This window comes from Nocardia sp. bgisy134 (assembly GCF_965341865.1).
In the GTDB taxonomy this organism is placed as follows: domain Bacteria; phylum Actinomycetota; class Actinomycetes; order Mycobacteriales; family Mycobacteriaceae; genus Nocardia.
In genome coordinates this window covers 66,813-89,324 of record NZ_CBDQZP010000001.1, presented here as the reverse complement: position 1 = coordinate 89,324, position 22,512 = coordinate 66,813, and the positions used below count along the sequence as shown (strand labels likewise).

28 protein-coding genes are annotated in these 22,512 nt (G+C 68.5%); 10 read left to right on the top strand and 18 right to left on the bottom strand.

Annotated elements, in window-relative coordinates:
* The first annotated feature begins 67 nt into the window (after positions 1-67).
* The gene (locus ACRWNM_RS00435) at positions 68-1,432 is read left to right on the top strand and encodes a hypothetical protein (RefSeq protein WP_431962250.1); all 1,365 of its coding nucleotides are present in this window, start codon (positions 68-70) and stop codon (positions 1,430-1,432) included.
* A 184-nt stretch (positions 1,433-1,616) separates the two neighbouring features.
* Here the strand turns inward: ACRWNM_RS00435 and ACRWNM_RS00430 are convergent, their stop codons facing one another.
* Genes ACRWNM_RS00430 through ACRWNM_RS00420 form a run of 3 tightly spaced genes read right to left on the bottom strand, consistent with a single transcriptional unit; the run spans position 1,617 to position 2,447 of the window.
* Positions 1,617-1,805: a CsbD family protein gene (locus ACRWNM_RS00430; RefSeq protein ID WP_431962248.1), complete on the bottom strand. Its 189-nt coding sequence runs from the start codon at positions 1,803-1,805 to the stop codon at positions 1,617-1,619.
* Between the two features lie 8 nt (positions 1,806-1,813).
* Positions 1,814-1,969: a hypothetical protein gene (locus ACRWNM_RS00425; protein WP_431962246.1), complete on the bottom strand. Its 156-nt coding sequence runs from the start codon at positions 1,967-1,969 to the stop codon at positions 1,814-1,816.
* A gap of 37 nt (positions 1,970-2,006) precedes the next feature.
* Positions 2,007-2,447, bottom strand: coding sequence for a hypothetical protein (locus ACRWNM_RS00420; RefSeq protein WP_431962244.1), 441 nt, complete (start codon positions 2,445-2,447; stop codon positions 2,007-2,009).
* A 160-nt stretch (positions 2,448-2,607) separates the two neighbouring features.
* Between ACRWNM_RS00420 and ACRWNM_RS00415 the strand changes: the two genes are divergently transcribed.
* Together ACRWNM_RS00415 and ACRWNM_RS00410 are read left to right on the top strand one after the other, a co-directional pair.
* Positions 2,608-2,802 (top strand): hypothetical protein, encoded by a 195-nt coding sequence (locus ACRWNM_RS00415; protein ID WP_431962242.1) that lies wholly within the window; start codon positions 2,608-2,610, stop codon positions 2,800-2,802.
* 357 nt (positions 2,803-3,159) lie between these two features.
* The gene (locus tag ACRWNM_RS00410) at positions 3,160-4,377 is read left to right on the top strand and encodes a cytochrome P450 (RefSeq protein WP_431962240.1); all 1,218 of its coding nucleotides are present in this window, start codon (positions 3,160-3,162) and stop codon (positions 4,375-4,377) included.
* Positions 4,378-4,405: 28 nt separating this feature from the next.
* Here ACRWNM_RS00410 and ACRWNM_RS00405 read toward each other — a convergent pair whose 3' ends face one another.
* Positions 4,406-5,428 carry a DUF418 domain-containing protein gene (locus tag ACRWNM_RS00405; RefSeq protein WP_431962238.1) on the bottom strand — a complete coding sequence of 341 codons (1,023 nt, stop codon included), beginning with the start codon at positions 5,426-5,428 and terminating at the stop codon, positions 4,406-4,408.
* Between the two features lie 202 nt (positions 5,429-5,630).
* Between ACRWNM_RS00405 and ACRWNM_RS00400 the strand changes: the two genes are divergently transcribed.
* Positions 5,631-6,110, top strand: a complete 480-nt coding sequence (locus ACRWNM_RS00400) for a MarR family winged helix-turn-helix transcriptional regulator (RefSeq protein ID WP_431962236.1) — start codon at positions 5,631-5,633, stop codon at positions 6,108-6,110.
* On the top strand, positions 6,107-6,487 hold the full coding sequence (locus tag ACRWNM_RS00395; protein WP_431962234.1) for a DUF5313 family protein: 381 nt from the start codon (positions 6,107-6,109) through the stop codon (positions 6,485-6,487). The genes ACRWNM_RS00400 and ACRWNM_RS00395 overlap by 4 nt, the downstream gene beginning before the upstream one ends.
* 1 nt (position 6,488) lies before the next feature.
* Here ACRWNM_RS00395 and ACRWNM_RS00390 read toward each other — a convergent pair whose 3' ends face one another.
* On the bottom strand, positions 6,489-7,712 hold the full coding sequence (locus tag ACRWNM_RS00390) for a cytochrome P450 (RefSeq protein ID WP_431962232.1): 1,224 nt from the start codon (positions 7,710-7,712) through the stop codon (positions 6,489-6,491).
* Between the two features lie 226 nt (positions 7,713-7,938).
* Between ACRWNM_RS00390 and ACRWNM_RS00385 the strand changes: the two genes are divergently transcribed.
* Complete coding sequence (locus ACRWNM_RS00385; RefSeq protein ID WP_431962230.1) at positions 7,939-8,493, top strand: TetR/AcrR family transcriptional regulator; 555 nt, start codon at positions 7,939-7,941, stop codon at positions 8,491-8,493.
* Positions 8,494-8,547: 54 nt separating this feature from the next.
* On the opposite strand, the gene ACRWNM_RS00380 is transcribed toward ACRWNM_RS00385, so the two are convergent.
* The 10 genes from ACRWNM_RS00380 to ACRWNM_RS00335 form a co-directional block, all read right to left on the bottom strand.
* Positions 8,548-9,366 carry a hypothetical protein gene (locus ACRWNM_RS00380; protein WP_431962228.1) on the bottom strand — a complete coding sequence of 273 codons (819 nt, stop codon included), beginning with the start codon at positions 9,364-9,366 and terminating at the stop codon, positions 8,548-8,550.
* A gap of 223 nt (positions 9,367-9,589) precedes the next feature.
* A complete protein-coding gene (locus ACRWNM_RS00375; RefSeq protein WP_431962226.1) occupies positions 9,590-10,546 on the bottom strand; it encodes an MlaD family protein in 957 nt (318 codons plus the stop codon).
* Positions 10,543-11,610 carry an MlaD family protein gene (locus ACRWNM_RS00370; protein ID WP_431962224.1) on the bottom strand — a complete coding sequence of 356 codons (1,068 nt, stop codon included), beginning with the start codon at positions 11,608-11,610 and terminating at the stop codon, positions 10,543-10,545. The genes ACRWNM_RS00375 and ACRWNM_RS00370 overlap by 4 nt, the downstream gene beginning before the upstream one ends.
* Entirely contained in the window at positions 11,607-12,710 is a 1,104-nt protein-coding gene (locus tag ACRWNM_RS00365; protein ID WP_431962222.1) for an MlaD family protein, read from the bottom strand. The genes ACRWNM_RS00370 and ACRWNM_RS00365 overlap by 4 nt, the downstream gene beginning before the upstream one ends.
* Positions 12,710-13,756, bottom strand: coding sequence for an MlaD family protein (locus tag ACRWNM_RS00360; protein ID WP_431962220.1), 1,047 nt, complete (start codon positions 13,754-13,756; stop codon positions 12,710-12,712). The genes ACRWNM_RS00365 and ACRWNM_RS00360 overlap by 1 nt, the downstream gene beginning before the upstream one ends.
* Positions 13,744-14,748 (bottom strand): MlaD family protein, encoded by a 1,005-nt coding sequence (locus ACRWNM_RS00355; RefSeq protein ID WP_431962218.1) that lies wholly within the window; start codon positions 14,746-14,748, stop codon positions 13,744-13,746. The genes ACRWNM_RS00360 and ACRWNM_RS00355 overlap by 13 nt, the downstream gene beginning before the upstream one ends.
* The gene (locus ACRWNM_RS00350) at positions 14,745-15,779 is read right to left on the bottom strand and encodes an MlaD family protein (protein ID WP_431962216.1); all 1,035 of its coding nucleotides are present in this window, start codon (positions 15,777-15,779) and stop codon (positions 14,745-14,747) included. Before ACRWNM_RS00350 ends, ACRWNM_RS00355 begins: the two co-directional genes overlap by 4 nt.
* A 3-nt stretch (positions 15,780-15,782) precedes the next feature.
* Entirely contained in the window at positions 15,783-16,649 is an 867-nt protein-coding gene (locus ACRWNM_RS00345; protein WP_357458190.1) for an MlaE family ABC transporter permease, read from the bottom strand.
* Positions 16,649-17,494 (bottom strand): ABC transporter permease, encoded by an 846-nt coding sequence (locus tag ACRWNM_RS00340; RefSeq protein WP_431962214.1) that lies wholly within the window; start codon positions 17,492-17,494, stop codon positions 16,649-16,651. The genes ACRWNM_RS00345 and ACRWNM_RS00340 overlap by 1 nt, the downstream gene beginning before the upstream one ends.
* 197 nt (positions 17,495-17,691) lie before the next feature.
* A complete protein-coding gene (locus tag ACRWNM_RS00335; protein ID WP_431962212.1) occupies positions 17,692-18,783 on the bottom strand; it encodes a calcium:proton antiporter in 1,092 nt (363 codons plus the stop codon).
* Between the two features lie 53 nt (positions 18,784-18,836).
* On the opposite strand from ACRWNM_RS00335, the gene ACRWNM_RS00330 reads away from it, so the two are divergent.
* Entirely contained in the window at positions 18,837-19,220 is a 384-nt protein-coding gene (locus ACRWNM_RS00330) for a DUF4377 domain-containing protein (RefSeq protein ID WP_431962210.1), read from the top strand.
* On the opposite strand, the gene ACRWNM_RS00325 is transcribed toward ACRWNM_RS00330, so the two are convergent.
* A complete protein-coding gene (locus ACRWNM_RS00325; RefSeq protein ID WP_431962208.1) occupies positions 19,177-19,431 on the bottom strand; it encodes an NUDIX domain-containing protein in 255 nt (84 codons plus the stop codon). The two genes, ACRWNM_RS00330 and ACRWNM_RS00325, sit on opposite strands and share 44 nt — an antisense overlap.
* A gap of 3 nt (positions 19,432-19,434) precedes the next feature.
* The gene (locus ACRWNM_RS00320) at positions 19,435-19,830 is read right to left on the bottom strand and encodes a nitroreductase/quinone reductase family protein (protein WP_431962206.1); all 396 of its coding nucleotides are present in this window, start codon (positions 19,828-19,830) and stop codon (positions 19,435-19,437) included.
* A gap of 177 nt (positions 19,831-20,007) precedes the next feature.
* Between ACRWNM_RS00320 and ACRWNM_RS00315 the strand changes: the two genes are divergently transcribed.
* From ACRWNM_RS00315 to ACRWNM_RS00305, 3 genes are all read left to right on the top strand, one after another.
* A complete protein-coding gene (locus tag ACRWNM_RS00315; protein ID WP_431962204.1) occupies positions 20,008-20,679 on the top strand; it encodes a phosphate signaling complex PhoU family protein in 672 nt (223 codons plus the stop codon).
* Positions 20,680-20,979: 300 nt separating this feature from the next.
* Positions 20,980-21,744, top strand: coding sequence for an HNH endonuclease family protein (locus ACRWNM_RS00310; RefSeq protein ID WP_431962202.1), 765 nt, complete (start codon positions 20,980-20,982; stop codon positions 21,742-21,744).
* Between the two features lie 35 nt (positions 21,745-21,779).
* Positions 21,780-22,004, top strand: a complete 225-nt coding sequence (locus ACRWNM_RS00305; RefSeq protein WP_431962200.1) for a hypothetical protein — start codon at positions 21,780-21,782, stop codon at positions 22,002-22,004.
* Between the two features lie 47 nt (positions 22,005-22,051).
* Here ACRWNM_RS00305 and ACRWNM_RS00300 read toward each other — a convergent pair whose 3' ends face one another.
* A complete protein-coding gene (locus ACRWNM_RS00300; RefSeq protein WP_431962198.1) occupies positions 22,052-22,498 on the bottom strand; it encodes a hypothetical protein in 447 nt (148 codons plus the stop codon).
* Positions 22,499-22,512: the final 14 nt, after the last annotated feature.

The window sequence follows — 22,512 nt, the reverse complement described above, 5'->3', positions numbered from 1 at the left end:
TTCGGATTCACCGCTTGACGTCCGATGCCGTCCGACCGATCCCAGCGACGAACGAGGAGAACCACGCATGTCGATCATCGGCCAGTACGCCGCTACCGATGGTGTTCACGTGAGCTCCAGCGCACCACTGTATTTCGAGCTGCACACTGATCCGGATCCAGTGCGTATCTCGCCGTCCAGCGGCGATCCGGAACGCGCCGATTTCGTGTTGGTCGGCAGTCGCCGCAGCGGGTTGGCGATCGAATGCCGCAAGATCACCATCACAGTGCCGACCGGACCCAACTCCGGCGATCTGACACCGGATATCACCAGCATCGCCCCGCAGATCAGTTTGGCGGAGTGGACGCCGCGCACGGACCCGGCGGCGAAGACGATCACCTTCACGCCGACAACGGAATTCACCGTGATCGACCGCGGCGACGGCGTCACGATCCAGTTGATGGACGCGCGCATCAACTCGGTGGTCGGGAGCACGATGCTGGCCATCGCGATGGAGTGGCGGGAGGTAGACGGCGACGGCGCCTGGGAGACCGGAAGCGTCACGATCAACGTCGGCAAGTTTCCGCCGGACTTTCGTCTCGACAACCTGACCACCGACGATCCGATCATCGAGAACGGCGGTTCGGCGCGGCTGACCTGGGAGGCCGGTGGCGTGTCGTCGCTGAAACTGCTGTACGACGTCGCCGAAATCGATGTAACGAACAAGACCACCTACACGGTTCCGAACATCAGTCGGACGACAGTGTTCTACCTGCGGGGCACCGTCCAGGCGGGCAACGACACCGTCGAGCGGACACTGGCCGTCACCATCACCGTCCGGGTGCCGGATCTGGAGGTCGGACACTTGACTGTGCGCGGCGATCTGTTCGTCGGGCATGAAACCGCAACCGTGCCGTCGTTCGCTGACTACTTCGAGCCGGCACCGGACCATCCCTTCGAGCACATGTTCGACGGCTCGCCTGACACCTATTACCTGAGCAAATCGCCTATTACGACCGTTGTTGGATACCTCGTGGTGGACAGAGGGGAGAACGCGCCGCCGCTGACCTCCATCAGGCTCCGCTTTGGTGATCCATCGGGGAACCATCTACCGAATTCCTGTGCATTGGAGTGGTCTGCAGACAGAAAAAAATACTTTCACCTGACAAGAGCCTCCCACAGTCCGAAAGAGCTCAACTACACCGAGCACTCAGGCCTGGCAGCACGCTACCTCCAGCTCATATTCGTGCGTGGTGATTCGGCCGACCGTCATCTGGCCATCCGTTCATTCTCGATCACCCCTTTACCCAGATTGCGAGTGACCAGTACATCCAGCGTGTTCGGAGTGCCGGTCCATCATGAGCCCGATGGGACCACCGATTCCACCACAGCCACCGATTTGCACATGACGGATCGCTTCGACACGCCAGTCGGGCAGCCGGTTTCGGAGTAGCGCGACATGGGATCCCTGGCTCCGCAACATGCCGCTTCTCTCTGGCTGGGGACACCGCGTCCAGTGATCTCAACTGCTGTGCCAGTCCTTCGGCAGTACCGGAACGAGTGACGATGGAGTAGTCGCAGTCCAGCCGCATGCCGATGTCGGCCGGGTGCACACCTCGGCCGACATCGGCGATCGGTCAGCGCCGGAACGCGTCCCGCACTTTGCCTGCTGCCTGTTTCATGTTGCCGAGGAACTGGTCCCGCCGTCCCTCCGCCGACAGCCGCGGATTATCGGTCGCGCGTCCGAGGAATTTCTTCATACGGCCACGCGCGGCCTGAATTCGGTGGTCGAAACGACCGTTCCTGCGGTAATTTTCGTCGTGCATCGATGGCCTCAGTAATAGTGCCTGCGGCCGCCGACCGGACGGCCCACCGAACCAGCGATCCAGAGCGCCGCGCCGATGATCAGCACGATGATGCCCGCCGTGGTCAGCCACCCGATCCCGAGCAGCCAGCCCACGATCAGCAGTATCAATCCGAGAACAATCACGGTCTCATCCCTTTCCTCTTGGTCAACCGTTGACTTGTCAGCCGGCAGTAGGCGCCTGTGTCTTGCCGCCCGGAGGGCCCGCCAGCGGCGCGGTTCCGGACGGTCGGCGCAGGAATCGGTTGGCGCTCCACGCGGGCTTGTTGCCCGGCGGCGGCGCGACCGGCGGTGCCTGCGGAGGCGGAGCATCGCGGCGAGTAGCCGCGATCTCCCGGCGTGACCTGCGCAGCTCCCTGCGCGCCTCGCTACCGCGGCGGGAGGTGCGCCACAGCCCGGTCAGCACGAGGAGCAACCCGAGCGCGGCCACCGCGCCGATCACCGTGCCGTAAAGGAACACCTCTCCCGCGGACGCTGTGAAGTGATAGTCGAAAACGGCGAAATCGCCCGTCGACGTGCGTAGCTCGCCGGTATTCGCCGCCACAGCGGCGACGCCGACGACCACCGCGCCGATCAGGACGATCAGCCCTATGAGAATGATCATGACAATCCTGGTGCGTTGAAAAGTTGTATTACGAGTTCGCTATTCCCTGTTCCGGCGGGATCAAACTCACCGCGATCGCGAACGTTTACGCCCCCCGGTTTCGGTGTATGCGCAGAACTGACCGGACCGATCGATCAGCAACCAAGGAGAATCGGACACCATGACCTACACCTTCGACCTCACCGATTACTCGGACGCATCCGCCAGCGTCGCCCAGAATGCGCTGCGCGGACTCGGCGGCGTCGATTCCGTCGACGTCGACCGCGTGGCGGAGACCATCTCGGTGAACTCCACCACCCTCAGCTACGGCGAGGTCCTGAACGCGATCCGGCAGGCGGGCGTTCCCGCCAAGTAGCGCTCAGCGAGTCGGGCCGAGATCGAGGCGCTTGGTCCCCTGGTCGACCAGATCCGGCGGCACGCCGGATTCGCGCCGTGCCGCGAGCGCCTCCCCGCGGCCTGCCTCGATCATCTCCGCCCGGATGGTCCGCAGGCAGTACCCCGCAGGTCCCGCGCGGCCCGCTCTTTCGCGTCCTCGTGGGCGGCCTCCGGGTCGGCGCAGGCCGAACGCCCGCGGAACTGATCGCGCGGCCGCGTACAGCAGCGGCGGCAACACCAGCGACGCCCCGCCCGATCGCCGCCCCGCGTCGCGGCAACCGCGGCGGACGCCCCCCACCAGCCCGAGCGGCGCACGCGGCCCGAGCGGAGTACTTTGGTGCCGACCGAACGGTACCGAGAAGTGTTGGCGGACAAGCGGATGGGGGCTGGGGTGCGACAGATCTTCGATGCCGGTTTCGCGGCGGATCCGTGGCCGGTGCTGAGCGCGCTGCGTCGTGAGGGCGGCATGCACCGCGTCCGCACGCCCGACGGCCCGCCCGCCTGGCTGGTGACCAGGCATGCCGACGTGCGCGCCGCGCTGTCGGACGAGCGCCTGACCGCCGACGTCACCTGGGCCGGGCAGACCGACTACACGGGATTCGCCGTCCCGCCCCCGATGGACGCGCTGCTCGTCGCCGACGCCCACGCCCACGCGCGGCTGCGCCGCCTGATCACGGCCGAAATCGCGCCGCGCAGGGCTGCCGAATGGGACGAGCGCGCAAGCGATCTGGTCGACACGCTGCTCGAGGACACCGACACGGACCCGAAGGTGGATCTGGTCGCACGGCTGGCGATCCCGCTGCCCGCCGCGGTGCTCGGTGAGCTGCTCGGACTGGCCGACGCGGAACGCGAAGCCCTGCTCGCCTGGGCGAATTCGACGCTGCTGCCCGGCGCGACGGTGCCGCGCGCCAGGGACACCCTCGCGACCATGCGCACACTCGTCGACGCCGTGATCGCGCGGGCGGGCGCCGACACCGCGGTCGGACGACTGGTCGCCGCGCGCGACGAGACCGGTTCGCCGACGGCCGACGAGCTCACCGGCGTGCTGTTCTACCTGCTGTTCGTCTGGTACGAGGTGCTCGCCGACCTGATCGCGGGTGCGGCGCTCACGCTCGTCGCCGAGCCCGCGCACCGCAGGGCTTTCCGCGCCGCCACCGACCGGCGGCGCGCCGTGGACGAGCTGCTGCGCTACCTCTCACCGCAGGTGCTCGCCGGACCCCGGTTCGCTACAACGGATCTGGATATCGGCGGCTACACCGTCAAGGCCGGGCAGACCGTGTTGCTGTGTCTGGCGGGCGCCAATCGCGATCCTGCGGCGTTCGACCGGCCCGAGCGGTTCGATCCGAACCGCGCCCGCAACGCTCAGCTCGGCCTCGGCCACGGCCCGCACTCCTGTCTCGGCACCGCGCTGGTGCACGGCGTCGCCGGGGCGGTACTCACGCGCTTCTGCGATCGCTGGCCTGCGACGACGCTGACCACGCCCGCGCGAGAGATCCCGTGGCGCTCCGGTTTCCGGCATCGCGGTCCGCTGATCCTGCCGGTCACGCTCGCCTGAGCGCGAGTGTTCCCGGCGCGATCTCGGGTCACCTGAGCGGCAGACCGATCGCGGCCACGCCTTCCGGCTCGGTCTTGCCGAGTGGGACGATGCGCCACCAGGTGACGCACCGCCACACCCATTCCAGCGGGCCGTATCGGAACCAGGACAGCCACAGGTAACTGACGAAGGCATGGAAGACGACGATGCCCGCGGCGAGACCGAGCAGCGCGGGATAGCGGGTGGTGCCGCCCAGACGCAGGTGCGGCTCCGCGAGCAGGATCAGCGCCGTGGCCGACACGTAGTTCGTCAGCGCCATGCGTCCCATCGGCTCGAGCACCTCGGCGAGCACCTCGAAGTATCCGGTGCGCAGCACGAGCAACAGGCCGGTCAGGTAGGTGAGCGCGCCGAACAGGCCCGCGATCGGCTCGATGGAGCTGGTCCACAGCTCCAGATACGGTGTGCGCCACTCCCATACGGCAGCCACCAGCGCGGCGGGCAGCGCGAGCGCGAAGACCGCCGCGAGCTGCCAGGTGCGGCCGCGCAGGTCGACGACGGGACCGTGACGGCCCGCGGCCAGGCCGAGCAGGAACAGGCCGGGTACCAGGGCGAGTCCGCCGCCGAGAGTGAGCGCCACGCCCACCGTGCCCACCAGGCCCGCGGCCACAATCAGCCACAGCGGCAGAGCGGACGCGGGCAGCAGGATCACCGCTCCCACGGCCGCGTACGGCAGCAGCGCCTCCCCCGGCTGGAACCTCTGGTGCGCCAGCCCGAGCACGCCGAGCGCGATCAGCCTGCGCGCCACCGCGAGTCGCGGACGCGCGGTCCGCTCGGCGGCGCGGTCCAGGAACAGCGCGAAGCTCAGGCCGAACAGGAACGCGAAGATCGGGAAGAAGCGCCCCTCGACCAGCACCGACAGAGCGTGCCGGAGCGGGTCCATGGCCTCGCCGGAGGGAACGGTGGCCGTCATGTCGGTCATCTGCCAGATGATGACCACCGGCATTCCGCACAGGGCGAACCCGCGCACGGCGTCCAGTTCGCGAATGCGCTCACGCGGGGAGACGTCGTACATGCCCCGACAGTAGCGGCGGAGTCGGCGGAATTCGGTCAACCGGCCTGCGGACGGCCGGAGCGGCGGAAATGCGCGTCGACGGTGCGGGGTCGGGCGAAGTCCGTCGGAGCAGCGGCGGAGCCGTCCGAGGGAGATGTCCCGCACATGCACTTAACGCACTAACTATTTGTGCGTTAACCTAGCCGGGACCCGAGGAGGAACCGTGGAGACCGAGATCGAGGACCCGCTGCGGCTGGACCGGCAGGTGTGTTTCGCGTTGGCCGTGGCCAATCGCGCGGTGCTCGCCGTCTATCGCCCGCTGCTGGAGCCGCTCGGGCTGACGCACCCGCAGTACCTGGTGATGCTCGCGCTGTGGGGCGAGGCGCCGATGTCGGTGAAGGAGATCGCCGAGGCCATCCAGCTCGATTCGCCGACCCTCTCGCCACTGCTCAAGCGCCTGGAGTCGGCCGGACTGATCAGCCGAGGGCGCGACCCGCGCGACGAGCGGAACCTGGTCATCGACCTGACCGAGGCGGGCGCCGCGCTGCGCGCGCAGGCCGAACGCATTCCGCCCGCGGTGGTGCAGCGCCTCGGCGTCACCCTGGCCGACCTCGAAGAACTGCGCGACGTGCTGACCAGGGTCAACGAGGCCGCCCGCCGGTCGGTGCTCGCCGACCCCGCATCGACAGGAGCCGACGCATGACAGGCGCCCGCCGCCGCCCCAACCCCGTCGAGTGGATCGGCTACGCCTTCGGGCGCAGGCTGCCCGATTCGCTGCACGACTGGGTGCGCGAGGACCTGACCGGAAAGCACGCCGTCGCACGCCATCTGGTGCGCGGCATGGTTCCCTTCACGCCGCTGTTCGCGGTGTTCCTTTTCTTCCCCGGCGAGCTGTGGTTGCGCGGGTCGATGGTGCTGCTCGCCATGCTGCTCGCGCTGTTCTACACCGCCGCGTTCATGCCGATGAACCGCGCGCACCGTCTGACCGAGCACGGGCTGCCCGCCGATCTGGAGAACCCGGAGCGGGCGCGCAGGCGCGCGCTGGAACGCGCACGCTACGCCGCCCAGCACCCGCACTGAGTCAACGGAGGACGAGCGCGAGTCGCGCGTGCCTGCGCACGAAGACGCTCGGAACCCACTGGGCCGCACCGCCTTCCGGAGCCAGCTCGAACGACGCGGTACCGGCGAGCAGCGCGCCGAGCGCGACCCGCGCCTCGAGCCGGGCCAACGCGGCGCCGACGCAGAAATGCACGCCCTTGCCGAACGCGAGATGACCGCGTTGGACGGCGCGATCCAAGCGGAGCCGATCGGCGTCGGGAAAGACGGCTGGGTCGCGATTCGCCGCGCCCCAGAGCAGGAGCAGGTGCGCGCCCGAGGGCAGGTCGACGCCGCCGAGCGTGGTGTCCGCGACGACGTGCCGGTGGTGGGCGCGGAACGGCGACTCCACCCGCAGCACCTCCTCGAGAAAGTCCGGCAGCAGGTCCGGATCCTCCCGAAGCCGTTGTTGTAGAGCCGAATCGGCGGCGAGCAAGCGGACGGCATTGCCGATCAGGCCCGCGGTCGACTCCCCGCCCGCACCGACCAGCTGCACCAGCATCAGCACCGCGACCTGCGGCTCGAGATCGCCCGCGGCGCACGCTCGCGCCAGATCGCCGAGCAGATCGTCGCCGGGCGCCGCGCACGACGCGGTGAACGCCTGATGCAGATAGCCGGCGAGCTCGGTCGCCGCGGTGATCACGATCCCGAGCCGATCGGTGGTGACCACCCCGCCGAGCAGTTCGGTGGAGGCGTAGCCCCACTCCACCAGGCGCGGAACGTCCGCGTCGGGCAGCCCGATCAGACCCGCGACCATGGTCATCGGAAGACGGTCGGCCATCGCCGCCATCCACTCGATGCGATCGCCGTCCACTCCCTCGACCCACAGCCGGCGCACGTTCGCCGCCATCGTGGGCTCCAGTGCGCGAATGCGTTTCGCGACGAGCGCGGGCAGCACCAGTTTGCGCTGGCGCAGGTGCTCCGGATCGTCGGCGGTGGCGAGCACGTGCACCGCCTGCCCGTCGCCGTCCATGTCGAAGACGGCGGCCGAGCCGTCGGGCTGGTGCACCAGCGCGGCGGTCAGGTGCGAAGAGAAGTCGGCGGGGCGGGTGGTCGCCTCCACGACGAGATCCCAGCGGCTCACCAGGTAGAAATCGGTGCCGTCCACCCGGTGCACCGGCGCCGTGCGGCGCAGCCGCTCGTAGAGGGGATACGGGTCGTCGAGCGACCCCGGGTCGAACAGGTCGATCTCGTCCACTGCGCGGGTCATCCGCTCCGCCTTTCGCACTCCGACAGCGATGTCGCACACCAGGTTTCGCCGTCGCGGCAGCCCGCGTCAATGGCTTGGGAAAAGTGAGATTCGCGGCCGGAAACGCCTGGTCAGAAGCCGTCTCGCGCCCCCTCCTCCAGCTGCGGCCCCGCGTGGTCGCACTTGGCGAGATGTCTCACCGTGAGACAAAATTCTTCGACCGTATCCGCCGAGAAACGAGGTCGCGATGTCCGGACAACCCGACTGGCTGGCCGGTGGCGATCGCCGCGCGCTGGCGGTCGAACGCATTCACGCCGCCGCGGCCGATCTCATCGCCCGCGACGGTATGGCCGGGCTGAGCATCGAGCGCGTCGCGACGGAGGCGGGCTGCTCACGCGCCACCGTCTACCGCTATGTCGGCGGGAAGTCGGCGCTGCGCGAGGCGGTCCTCGCCGGTGCGACGGCCCGCATCGGGGAGACCATCGCCGCCGCGATCGCCGGGACGACGGGCGCCGAGCGCGTCGCGGGCGCGATCCTCGCCGCGCTCGACGCGGTACGCGCCGACCGCGTCGCGGTCGCCTTCCTCAACGGCGCCGCCCCGCGCGAGGTCGAGCGATTCCTGGCGAGCAACCCGCGGCTCGCGCAGGCCGCCTCCGCGCTCACCGCCACCGGCGACGACCCCGCCGCCGGGCAGTGGATCGTCCGGGTGGTCCTGTCGCTGTTGTTCTGGCCAGCAGGCGATTACGCGGCGGAGCGGGCCCTGGTCGATCGATTCGTCGTGCCGGTCTTCGCCACGGCATAACCGCTGCGCACACCGCGGCATCGTCGCCACGACGCACCGCGACGGCGTTCTCGCTCACTCACCTGCAGGCGGTCCCGGCACCACCGGCGGCGCGGCCGGGACCGGCAACGGGAAGAACTGGGGCAGGACCGGAGGCACGGGGCCGACCGGCGGCCCAGCGGGCGCGACCGGCGGCCCGGCAGGCGCGGGCGCGAAAGGCGGCGCGGCGGGTCCGGGCGCGACCGGTGGCGCGGGGAGTCCCGGCGCGATCGGAGGCGCGGGGACGACGACCGGCGGCACCGGTCCGCCCACGCCCTGTTCCTGCGCCACGCAGATCCACCGGCCGTCCGGGGACAGGCCCCACTGGGCGATGATGCCGTCGTGCGAACAATCGTCGCCGACCTGGTGATCCTCGCGCGCCTGCTCCTGCGGCAGGCAGACCCACTCGCCGTCCGGGGCGTGGCCCCACTGCGCGGTGATCCCGTCGTGCGAACAATCGTCGCCGACGCGGTGCGGTTCGTGACCCTGGCCCTGCGGCACGCACGTCCACTGCCCCTCGCGCAGATCCCACTGCGCGGTGATGCCGCCCGCCGAGCAGTCGTCGCCGATCCGGCGAGCGGGCTGCGGGGTCGCCGACGCGAAGGCGGTCGGACGGGCGGTCGTGGCCATCGGCGTGGTGCGCGCGGTGGGACTGGCTGCCGTCGTTTTGGCGGTGAACGAGGGCGTCAGCGGCGTCGGCCCGTCGTCCGATTCCGGATCCGAACGCAGCACGAGTCCGATCGCCACCACCACCGCGAGTGTCGCGGCGATGGCCGCCGCGATCACGAGAACGCGAGTGTTGTTCGACCCTTCGTCATAGCCATAGGGCGCAGGGCCGCCGCCGGACTCCACCATCGCACCGCCTTCGCTGCCGAACAGAGAACACCGTCACGAGTAGTCGATCTTTCCCGGCAGGTTACCCGAAGGTCGCTGACACGAAGTCCAACCACCCGAAGCCCGTGTTCTCTCTGCTCAACAGCCATCCGATGAAACGATTCACCGGTTGCCACGCAGAACTGCCAGACGCTTCCGCGCTGCGAGGCGTGTGTCGGTTCTGCGAGACCTCTTGCGAGGCCGGTTATTTGATGGCGACGCGAACCTGAATCGCGTCGTCGTCGGTGCTGTGCAGCGCTTGGCCGATCAGGGTGCTCAGGTCGAGTTGGGGCGCGGCGGAGGTCGCCGCGTCCGCGAGCGGTCGCAGGCCCGGGATGAGTTCGCGCAGTTCGGGGCCCGCTTCGCGGAGCCATGCCGTGAGCTTTTCGAGGAAGGGCACGACACCGCCGCCCTCGAGGTACCTCTCCGGACTGCCCTGCGCGGTGACCAGGCGGCCGACCGCCTCGACGAGCTCGTCGAGCGCCTGGCCGAAGCGCACCAGGCCGGGTGCGCCCGCCGCGGTCGCCGGGCCTGCCCATTCGATGTCGGCGGCGGCGAGCTGGAAGCTGTTGATCAGCTCGGCGATCTTCGGCGCCCTGGTCATGATGGTCGAGGCGAGCAGATCACCGGACCTGGCGAGCTCGGGCATCACGGATTCGGTGCCGGTGACGGACTTGCTCATGGTCTCCACCAGCGAACCGACCACCGCCGGATCGAGCTGGTTCATGGTCTTGGTGACCATGCGCGCCACCTCGGCGACGGACAGCGGCGTCCGGACGTCCTCGGTGTCCAGGCGCTGGCCGTCGCGCAGGTACGGTCCGCTGTCGCCCTTCGGAACGAACTGCACGTACGGCTCGCCGAGCGCCGACAGATGTTCGATGGTGACGACGCTCGCGGTGGGCACCCGGTGCGCGGCGTCGACGCGGAAGCCGACCTCGACACCGGCGGCGGTGTTGTCCACCGAGGTGACGTCGCCGATCTCGATGCCGGTCAACAGGATCGGCGAACCGACGCCGAGCCCGCCGGAGTTCTTCAGCACCATGGTGGCGTGGGTGTAGTCGGCGAACGGATCGAACCGCACCACGCCGAAGGTCAGGTAGGCCGCGCCGAGGATCATGATGGCGGCGATGCCGCCGAGCGAGGCCAGCGAACCGATCTTCATCGGACAGCTCCGATCATGCGCAGGGTCTGAACGATGCGGTCGACCTGCTCCTGCTCCGCGATGGGACTCGCGTCCACCCGCACGCCGGTGACGTTCACCTTCGGCCCGCGCTCGACGAACGGAATGATCTTGTCCCGCAGCAGCGCGACCAGCATGGCCAGATTCGAGGGGTTGCGCAGATCCAGCGGTCCGCCGGTGGCCAGCGGCACGAACGCCATGGCTGCCGCGTCGCCGGACTGTACGAGCGGCGCGAGCCACACCAGCGATTGGCCGACCGGGCCGAGCTCGTGGAAGATCTTCGTCACGCCGTCGATGGATTGCGTCGCGGCGCCGAGGCGGTCCACCGACGCCGCGCTGAGGATGTTGTCCAGCTCCGGCTGCACCTTGTGCAGCACTTCGGCGTTGTTGGCGAGACCGTAGAGCAACTTGTCCACCTGGTCGAGGTTGGCGGCCAGGTCGGCGGCGTCGGCGCCCATCACGCCCGCGATCCGCGCGGTCTCCTTCGGGTCCTGCGGCAGCACCGAGTTGAACCGGTGGATGATGTCCTGCAACTGGCCGACCGCGCCGCCCTGTACGAAGAACGCCATCGCCGCCATCGTGTCCTCCAGCTGCACAGGAGGTTTCGTGTGATCCAGATCGATGGTGCCGCCCGGTTCGAGCAGCGAGCCGAAGCCGTCCGGCGGGGTGGTCAGCGCGATGTGGATGTCACCGAGCACCGTGTTCTGGCGCAGCTCCGCGATCGTGTTCGACGGCAGCCGTACCGATTTCGCGAGGTCGATGTCCACGACGACGTACCCGCCGCGGCCCTGCCGCGCCTCGGCCGCGGGCACCACGGTGACCTTCTCGACGGCGCCGACCTGCGCGCCGTTGGCGATGACCTTCGCACGGGCGGGCAGGTTCAGCACGTTCGCGAACTCGATCCGGACGCGGTAGGTCGGCCCCGACACCGAGGTGCCGGGCACAGGCACCGAGGACGGGTCGAAGGCGCAGCCGCCGAGCAGGACCGAGGCCGCCAGCGCCAGCGCGATCCCGGTGCGCCGCACGGTTTTCCGCCGTTCGATCATCGGGCACCCGCCAATCCCAGCACCAGCTGCACCAGTTCCACGTTCACCATGCCGTTCTCGACGCCTGCGCACCGGCCGGGCGACGCCGCGTTCAGGGCCGCACACACTTGCTCGGCGTTCTGCTGCGGGATCGCCACCTTCGGCGGGGCGTAGGTCAGGCTCGCCGCGCCGGTCTCCGGATCGGCGACGCTGCGCAGCGCGGAGGCGAACACCGGTGTGGTGAGCACGATCTCGCGCAACGAGCCGACGTTGGCGCGCAGCAGCTTCAGCATCGGCACCGCCCGGTCGAGCAGGGTGAGGATCTGGTCGCCGAACGAGTTCGTGATGTCGTTCAGCATCGGCAGCACCTCGGCCAAGCCGTCGAACAGCTGCGCGCCGGGGATCAGCAGGTCATCGCTCGCTTGATTCAGCACGGGCCCGACGCGCACCAGCATGGTCTGCAGGTCGCCCCAGTACTGGTTCACCTTCTGCGAGACCGAGGCGAACGCGTCGAAAATGCCTGCGAGGTGACCGATGTCGGCGTCCGGCGATTTCAGCGCCGAACCCAGCTTGCGGATCAGCTCGTTGATCTGCGGGCCGGTGCCCGCCGTCGCCCTGTCCAGCGCCGTGAGCCCGTTGGCCAGCGAATGGGGCTGGGACGGGTCGGGCCCCACGATCTGGTCGGAAAGTTGCGCTAGCGCCGTGAGGGTCTCGGTGAGGCTCTTCGGGGTCAGCGTCTTGGTGATGCACTGCGCACTGTTCCAGCGCTCCAGGTTGGTTCCGCTGGCCAGCACGGCGAGTTCCCGGTCGGCGACGACGGTGTCGGACACCGTGGTGGCCGAGGCGTCGGCGTACACCGGGTGGTCGGCGTCGACCTCGAAATCGACCCGCACGTTCCCGCCCTGGTTGCGCACCGAGGTGACGCTGCCGACCGTGATGCCGCGCATGGTCACCTGGTTGCCCTGGTACAGACCGATGCTGTCGGGCATGATCGCGCAATAGGATTCGGTCTTCTTCATCGGATCGAAGACCACGAAGTAACCGGCCACCCCGAGCAGCGCGATGACCGCGACGCCCGCGATCGACATGAACGCCTGTGTGCCGAGCAGCTTCTTCAGCATCAGCACTCCTTCCCCGGCACCGGCACGCACACCGACGACAGATCCAGACCAGAGGGAGCGGGCACCGTCGTCTCCGAGCGGTCGAGCACGATGCCCTCCTCCGGGATCACCAGCGACCGCAGCTTCTCGCCGAGCTGCTGGGTGCTCGCGATCATCGGTTCGAGCTTGCCGCCCATCTCCTCGAGCCGCGGCAGCGCGTCGGCCAGCTGCTGCGCCCTCGGCTTCAAGGTGGCGTCCCAGGCGGGTGCGAGCGCGGCCAGCCGCTGTACCACGCTGTTGAGCAGCGCGATCGACTCGCGCAGTTCCGCGCGCTTGTCGATGAGCACGGTCTCCAGCAGGTTGACGTTGTCCATCAGCCTGCCCAGGTCGGTCTTCGCGCCGTCGTACATGGTGACGTATTCGTCGGCCACCGCGATGGCGTTGGAGACCTGGGCGCGCTGGCGGTCGATGGCGTCGATGTAGCCGCCGACCATGTCCAGCGTGGTGCGCAGGGTGTCCGGGGCGGAGGAGAGCGAGTCGTCCAGCGCGGACAGGTTGCGCCGCAGCGTGTCACCGTCGAGCTCGTTCAGCGGCGTCGTCGCGTCCTGGAAGGTCTGGATCAGGCTGTAGGGCAGGCGGACTCGATCCGCGGGGATCGGCTTCTTGCCCAGCGGCGCGTCTCCCGCGGGGAACAGCGCGACATAGTGCCCGCCCACCACCGTGAGCATGCGGATGTCCAGGGATGTCTTGTCACCGAGGAACACATCGGATTTCACGGTGAACTTCATGACCACCCGGTCCGGCTTCAGCTCGAGCGAATCCACCGAACCCACCGGGACTCCGGCGAGGCGCACATCGTCGCCTGTCTTCACCGACTGCGCCTCCGACAGTTCGGCCGTGTAGGTGGTCTTGCCGAACGGCACCGCGTACAGCACGCCCGCCGCGACCATGCCGAGCACGACGAGCGCCGCGCCGAGGACACCGAGCCGAATCTCCTTGTGCCGCTTGGCCGCGTCGTCGAGGATCGGCCGGTCACCGCCGAACCAGCGGGAAATCACGCCTGGCATATCGCCACCTTCTGTCCTGCTACCAGCACGCGCACCGGCGCGGGCAGCTCGGCCGCGCCCTTGCTGCACTCCGGCCGCCAGCCTGCGACGGTGCGTGGCAGTGCGTTGTCCACCGACTGGAGCAGGCCGGGCAGCCGGCCGAAAACCTCGACCGCTTGCTCCGGATCGGGGAACAGGCCGCGGATCATCGCGTCGATGTCCTGGCCGCTGTGCGGGTCGAGCCCGAGCGTGGCCAGCAGCCGGTCCAGCGGACCGAGCACCGCGGGCGCGGACATCGCGAAATCGGCGAGCCCGCCGATGTTGGCCTGGAGGGACTGGAAGACGTCGCTGAGCCTGGCCAGTAGCGGCACCAGGTAGTGCACCCGCCCGCCGACCCGGTCGGCGATGTCGGACATGTTCTTCACCAGCTGACCGATCACCTGCTGGCGGTCGCCCACGTACTGGCTGAGCTTGCCGATCGCCTCCATCGCGGGACCGATGCCGGTGCCGTCGCCCTCGATCACCGCGAGCATGCTCTCGGCGAACTGGTTGACCGCTTCCGGCGACAGCGTCGCGAGCACCGGCTTCAGACCGTTGAACAGGCTGGTCACATCGAACGACGGCACCGTCATGTCGGCGCCGATCAGCGCGTCGGCCGCTAGGCGCACACCGGGATTCGGCTGTTGCTGGAGATCGATGTACCGCTGCCCCGTCAGGTTCTGGTACCGGATGGCCAGCGTGCTGTTGTCGTAGATCGGCGTCGCCGTCCGGACGGTGAGATGGACCTTCGCCTTCACCCCGTCGAGCGAGATCTTCTCGACCTTGCCCACCTGCACGCCGTACATGCGCACGTCGTCGCCGACCTTCAGGCCGTTGGCGTCGGTGAACAGCGCGTCGTGCGCCTGGGTCTCGCCGGACACCGGCCGCTTGATCGCGGTGAGCACCAGCGCGAGCACCACCGCCATCACCGCGGCGAACAGACCGAAGCGCCATGCCGCGCCGCGCACCGTCATCGCACACCTCCCTGGCCGAGCAGCGGCACCGCGATACCGGGCACGCCCTGCAGGTCGACCTCCAGATTCAGCACCGGCCCGTCCGGCGACTCCGGCATCGCCGCGCGCAAACGCTCCAGCAGCAGGCGCAATTCGGCCGCCGACTGCTGAGGCCGCGGCACCATCTGGGCGAGCACGCTCAGCAGCGGGGCCAGCATGTCGGTGGCCTCGGCCAGCTGTCCGCCCGCGGTGCTCACCGTGGTGGCGAGGCCGGGCAGGATCTGTCCGGTGAGGGCGGCGACGCCGATGTCGTAGCGGTCCTTGTCGGTCTGCACGATCCTGATGTCGTGGATCTGGTCCAGGATCTGGATCGTCGCGCCCGCGAAGTCGCCGCCGCCGTCGAAGGCCGGGCCCAGCCTGCCCATCAGCTCGGAGGCGGGCATGGTCTGGTTGTCGGCGATGGTGCGCGCCACCGTGATCAGCGCCTGCACCAGCGGCGTGAACGCCTTGAAGTCCGCCGAGACCTGCGCGATGACGGTCGCCAGCTGCGGGCTGAAGACCGACGCGCTCACCTGCGACAGGCTGCGCAGGATGCTGCCCATCGTGGCGTCGTAGACGCCTGCGGCGCGCGGTCCGGTCAGGTCGATCTCGGCATCCTGGCGCAGCGGCGAACCGCCTGGCCCGCGGCGCAGTTCGAGTTCGCTGATGCCGAACAGATTGGCGGGCGCGTAGTCGACCAGCAGCGAGTCGTCGATGCCGTACAGCCGGGAGTCGTCCAGCCGCAAGGTGATTCGCTGGGTGCCGCGCTCGGCGGGCGCGATCCGCGCCACCTCGCCGACCAGCACGCCGTCCAGGCGCACCTGGGTGCCCTCGGTGACGCCGTCGCCGATCTGCTCGGTGCGCAGCGCGATGCGCAGGCCGTCTTCCGAACGCACGGTGCGGTAGAGCGCGGTGGTCAGCGCGACCACCCCGATCAGCGCGACGATCACCAATCCGATCGTGCGCGAACGTTTCTTGTCCGCGGCGACGCCGGGCAAGCCGTACTCAGGCAATGTTCACCCCGTGAAGCTGATCGCCGTGTTGAAACCCCACAGCACGATGGACAGCACCATGTCGATGGCGATGATCGCCACGAAACTGGTGCGCACCGCACGGCCCGACGCGATGCCGACGCCCTCGGGTCCGCCTTTCGCGAAGAAGCCGTAATAGCTGTGCACGAGAATCACCACGGTGCCGAAGATGGCGACCTTGATCACCGCGGCGATCACGTCGAATCCGGACACGAATTGGAAGAAGTAGTGGTCGTAGACGCCCGCGGATTGGCCGTGCACCAGCGTGATGAGGCCGCGGCAGGCGAGGTAGGACAGGATCAGCGCGATCAGGAAGGTCGGCACGATGGCCAGCGCGCCCGCGATCACCCGGGTGGTCACCACGAACGGCACCGACCGCAAGCCGAGCGATTCGATCGCGTCGATCTCCTCGGAGATGCGCATGGAGCCGATCTCGGCGGTGATCCGGCAACCCGCCTGCGCGGCGAAGCCGACGGCGGCCGCGATCGGGGCGAGTTCGCGGGTCGTCGCGTAGGCCGACACGATGCCGGTGACCGGGCCCATGCCGAGCATGTCCAGGGTGGCGAAGGATTCGACGCCGACCGAGGCGCCCATCACCAGGCCGAGCACGACCATCATGGGCACCGTGCCGCCGCCGACCACGATGGAGCCGCGGCCCCACGTCATGTTCGTGATGGCGCGCATGGTCTCCGCGCGATAGCGCTGCAACGTCAGCGGAATGGACGAGAGCACCTGCCAGACGAACACCGCGACGAAGCCGAGCGAATCGATCGCCCGCAGCACGCGGCTGCCGCGACGGAAGTAGCGCGCGACGGGAGCGAGTCCCTTCGGGACGTAGGAGGAGACAGCCATCACGCCAGCCTCGTGGGCAGGAACATCGCGGTCACCTGCGTCAGCAGCAGATTCACGCACACGATCGACACCACCGACAGCACCACCGCCGCGTTCACCGCGTCGGCCACACCCCGCGGACCGCCCTTGGCCTCCAACCCCCGCTGGCACGCGATGGTCACCACCACGAATCCGAAGATCAACGCCTTCACCAACGACACCCACACATCGGCGGCCGTGGTGAACGAACCGAACGTCGCCCAATAACTGCCCGGCGTGACCCCTTGTCCGCCGATCGCCACCGCGTATCCCGCCAGCACACCCACGAAAATGATCAACACGTTCAACAGCGGCGCGACCACCAGCATCGCCACCATCCGCGGAATCACCAACCGATGGATCGGCGAGATCCCCATCGTGTGCAACGCATCGATCTCCTCCCGAATCGTGCGCGCACCCAGATCCGCCGCGATCGCCGCCGCCCCCGCGCCGCCGAGCAGGAACCCCGTCGCCATCGGCGCACCCTGCTTGATCACGCCCAGACCACCGGTCGCACCCAGCAGCGAATCCGCGCCCAACGTATGAATCAGATTCCCCACCTGAATCGAGACGATCACTCCGAACGGGATCGCCATCAAGATCGCGGGCACCGTCGTCACCGTGATCAACCGCCACGCCTGCACGATCGCCTCACGCCACTGGAACTCCCGGCGCGCGATATCACCGACCGTTCCGGTGACCGACTCCTGCGCGATACCCACCGCACGACCGAACGTCCGCAGCGACGACACCATCGTGTCGGAGAAATTCTTGCGAACGATCGTGGTCGCGGATTCGCGATCGGCGGTGCGGATTTCCGGGGTCATAGACCAGACCCGCGTGCCGCGCTTTCCGCACGGGAGATGTCGAAATTCATGGCGCTCTCCGAATCCGGCGTCAATGCCAACATCCGTCAAGCTAATCGGTACTCTGCGTCACAACAAAATTCGGATGCTGTGACGCTGACCACTGATCAACCGTTCAGGTAAACGCTCCCGGTTATCCGTGAGACGCATCACTATGACTAGGGACTGACGGCGAGGAACACAAAAGCCGAGAACAGAGCCAGATGGACACCACCTTGCAGAAGGGTGGCGCGACCTGGAACGACGGTCAGCACGCCGACGACCACCGTCAGCGCGAGCAGAACCATCTGCGTCGCACCCAGTCCGAGCACCAGAGGACCCTGTAGCCAGATAGTTGCTACAGCGATGGCCGGGATGGTCAGGCCGATGCTGGCCATCGCCGAGCCCAGCGCCAGGTTCAGGCTGATCTGCACCTGATCGCGGCGCGCGGCACGCACCGCAGCGAGCGTCTCGGGCAGCAGCACCAACAGCGCGATCGCCACACCCACCGCCGCGGGCGGCAGGCCCGCGTTCGCCACCGCCGATTCGATGGTCGGCGAGACCACTTTCGCCAGACCGACCACTCCGACCAGCGCGACCAGCAACAACCCCAGGCTGGCGAGCGTCGCCCGGACGGAGGGCCGCGCGTCGTGCGCGCCGTCGCCGGTGACCACGCCGTCACCCTCCACCGGGAGGAAGTCGTCGCGGTGGCGCACCGTCTGAACCATCACGAACAGGCCGTACAGCGCGAGCGAGGCGACCGCGGCGAAGGCGAGCTGCGCGGGCGAGAACTCCGGGCCCGGCACGCTCGAGGTGAAGGTCGGCAGCACCAGGCTCAGCGTGGCCAGCGTCGCCACCGTGGCCAGCGCGGCGCCGGTGCCTTCCGCGTTGAACACCGCTATGCGCCTGCGCAGCGCGCCGACCAGCAAGGCCAGGCCGAAGATGCCGTTGCAGGTGATCATCACCGCGGCGAAGACGGTGTCGCGGGCCAGGGTGGCGGACTTCTCGCCGCCGGAGATCATCAGCGTCACGATGAGCGCGACCTCGATCACCGTCACGGCGACCGCGAGCACCAGCGATCCGAACGGCTCCCCCACCCGGTGCGCGACGACCTCGGCATGATGCACGGCGGCGAGCACCGATCCCGCGAGAAACAGTGCGACCACGATCACTCCCGCTGTCGGCAGGCTTCGGCCCCAGGCGGCGACCAAGGCGAGTGCGGCGAGGAGAGGGACGAACGAGGTCCAGCGGGTTGTCAACGCACGGATCATGTCTTCCATCGTCCCAGCTATCTCCGCGCACCCCGATCGGTATCATCGGGGGGATGCAGCAACGACTCCACAAGGCCGTCGCCGCGAGCATCCTGCTCGCCCCGCTGCTGGCCGCGTGCACCACCGCACCGCAGGCCCAACCATTCCTCGCCGCAGCCACGACCAGCGAATCCGTGGAACGCGACGGAACCTTCGTGATCGATGTCGCGCCACAGACCATGCGGTGCACCGGCGTCGCACCGATGGACTGCCTCCAGATCCGCCGCGGCCACAACGGCCCGTGGGAGTTGTTCTACGGCTCGATCACGGATTTCGAGTTTCAGCCTGGCTACCGCTACCGCCTGCGCATCGAACAGACCCCCGTGGACAACCCACCCGCCGACGCACCATCGGTCACGTGGCGCCTGGTCGAAGTGCTCGACAAACAGCCCGCTTAGGTGGGCCCGTCTCCTCGGCGACCTCGCGCACGACGGCCGACGCGGCCGACTCGCCCAGCTCGATGGCGCCGCCCGGCAGTCCCCACTGGCCGTCGTCGCTGCGACGTTGCATGAGCACACGCCCGTCGGCCACCACACATGCCGCGGCGTACGCCAATTGGATGTGGTCGTGGCCGACCCGCTCGCGCAGCCAGCGAATGTAGTCGGCCACGCCTCAGTCGGTGAGGTCTACGCGGACGGTCAGCAGGTCGGTGCCGACGAGGCGGACGGCGGCGCTGTTGGCGCGCGGGAGTTGGCGCAGGCGGGCGCGGGCGTCGTCTTCGGGGAGCAGGTGGGCGGTGCCGGTGTGCCAGCGTCCGTGCAGCCGCACGCGAACCCGATTGTCGGCTTTGATGTTCCGGATGTACTGCGAGCGTTCGCCGAACTCGGAGACCAGCCAGAACTGATCGCCGGTCCGGCGGCCGCCGATCGGGGTGATGCGCGGCTCGCCGCTCACCCTGCCTGTCGTCTCGAGCAGCTGCTGGCTCGGCAGCCTGCGCAGAATCGGATTGCCGACCCAGCGCTGGAAGGTGGTCACCAGACGGTGTTGCACATCGTCCCTCTTCGGCATACGCCGACCGTAACACCGGAGAGGGCGAGCGACACGAAGGCCACGTGATACGCATACGCTATTTTCACTGCACACCGCCACTTTCGCGGATCATCCGATACGACGCGTACGCTATCGCCATACCGGGCAGTGCGAATCGTTTCCCTGCTCGCCCCGGCATAAGCGAGAATTTGCCCCGTGCGGACCCAGTTCACCCACGAGCTCAACGCGTTGACGAACGATCTGACGCTGATGTGCCGACTCGCCCACGACACCGTCGAGCGCGTCACCGACGCCATCGCGGGCGCCGACCTCGCCGTCACCTACGAGGTTTTCGCCCTCGACGAGCAGCTACAGAAGATGTATGGCGCGTGCGAGGCGCGGACGGTGGTGCTGCTCGCACTGCAGGCACCGGTGGCCAGGGATCTGCGGCATGTGGTGACGGCGATCCAGATCGCCAACGAGCTGTCCCGCATCGGCTGGCTCACCAGCCGCGTCGCCGACCAGGTCTACCGAAGTCATCCGAACCACGTGGCACCGCAACCCATCCTGGACGTGCTGACCGAGCTCGGAACGTTCGCGGCGCACCGCACCGCCCTCGCCGGGGAGGCCGTGGCCACCGCCCACCAGTCCGCCGACGCCGAACAGGTCACCGCGGCGCTCACCGATCTGCGCACGCGCCTGCACGCGGCGTTGATCGATCCGGAGCGCACGCAGCCGGCGACCGCCGCGATCGACCTCGCACTGCTCGGCAATTACCTGGAGCGCTGCGTCGACCACACCACGCGCATCGAGCGGCTGATCCGGTTCCTCGACACCGGAGTTCCGCCGATGGCACAGCCCGCGGACCCGGAGCCGGACGAGGCCTGAGCACAGCGAGATAGTCCACGTACCGACGCCACTCACCCGATGACCTCGGCGCGAGGACGGCGACCCACGCGTGACGCTGGCAGCCGAACGACCCCGTCGCGGCGAGTGTGCCGAACCTCATACGCGGCGTTGGCATTCCGACATAGCCGAGACAAGGTACCTTGGCGCCCGCGATAATTGCACGAGGTAGGCGTTAGGAAACAACTCGATGAAGTTCACGGCCCGGCAATCGTCCCTCTGGCAACCGGTGGCCGGGAGAGTCATCGGCACCACGCCGATCCCGTGCGATGGGGGATCGCTGTGAAGTGGATCGCATCCCGCAAGATGGTGGCCGTTGTCGCACCGATCGTCTGCACTCTCTTGCTGACCGCCGCATGCACCGCTTCTCGCGGCACCGACAGCAAACCACCGGCCTCGCCCGGACAGCAGATTTCGGTGTCCGCCAAGGAAGTCCGCGACCTGCTCGCGAAACTCGCTGTCGCGCCGGAGGCGCCGATGACCGGGTACAGCCGCGAGAAGTTCCCGCATTGGGATACCAACAAGCCCGAACACGGTTTCGGCGCTGACTTCACGCAATACAGTCGCTGCACCACGCGGGAAGTGATGATGCTGCGCGACGCCGTCGGCTCGGTCCGGCTCGATCCCAAAACCTGTGAGCTCACGATCGGTTCCGACGGGGGCTGGCGCGATCAGTACGGCGTCCTGGACAGCAAGACCGGACAGCTCAAAGAGTACAAGTGGATCACCGACCCGTCCGGTGTCGACGCCGAGCACATCGTCCCGCTGGCCGAGGCGTGGCGATCCGGGGCGGCCACCCGTGACGAGGACACGCGCCGCCGCATCGCGAACGACGCGATCAACCTCGTCGCCTCCGACCCATCGGCCAACAGGTCGAAGGGCGATCAGGACGCCGCGAACTATCTGCCGCCGGGAAACTTCCGGTGTGGCTATATCGGTCACTACCTCCAGATCAAAGTAAAATACGGCTTGACCATCGACCCTGCCGAACAATCCGCGCTGCGCGCCGCAGTCGACGACTGCGTCAGCCGAGGAGGATTCAGATAATCGACATCATCGAGATCTCCGCCAGGGCCGCCGTCATGACCGAAGAGGAAGGGACGGTGTCCGGCGATCTCGATGTCACTGTCGACGCGACGGGCAAGGGACTGGTCCGCTACCGCGATACCGAGACGTGGCTGACCATCGGCAATCTCGACGGTGACCCCCCGCGCACCTGGTCGACGACGGCCGAACTCGCCGCCGCCATCGAAGCAGGCCTCGGCGCCCGCGACGCGGCGGGCAACGTGGTGTTCTTCGAGGCGTGACGAGTTCGCGCGCATCCCGCTGACCGGAACCGCTGCGACGCGATCGGCTAGGCGTCGATGCCGATGTACTGGTGGTCCAGGCGGATTCGGCCCTCGCCGTCCAGCGCGATCACCTCGTAGCCGCCGCCTGCGACGGCGCCGTCGGCCCTGGTCACCATCGCCCAGCCGAAGCCGATCAGGTTCGTGCTGAGCCGGGTGGCCGGACCGTGGGTTTCGAAGACGTGCTCGCCGGGGGCGACGAACATCTCGTAGGCGCGGCTCACGCGCCGCTCCAAGGCTTCGGCGCCGCGCACCTCCAGCGGCGGGATCGGGAAGGCCAGGTCGGTCGCGGCGTCGCGGATGGCTTCGGGGGGATCGATCAGCACCTGCGCACCGTCGGCGGCCCAGAGTTCGTCGATCAGGCCGCGGCGGAGCGCGGGGTCGGGCTCGTTCCAGAGTGCGATGTACCGCTCGGCGAAGCGGGCCGGTTCTTTGTCATCGTGGTGAATGCTCATGGGAACGAGTCTGG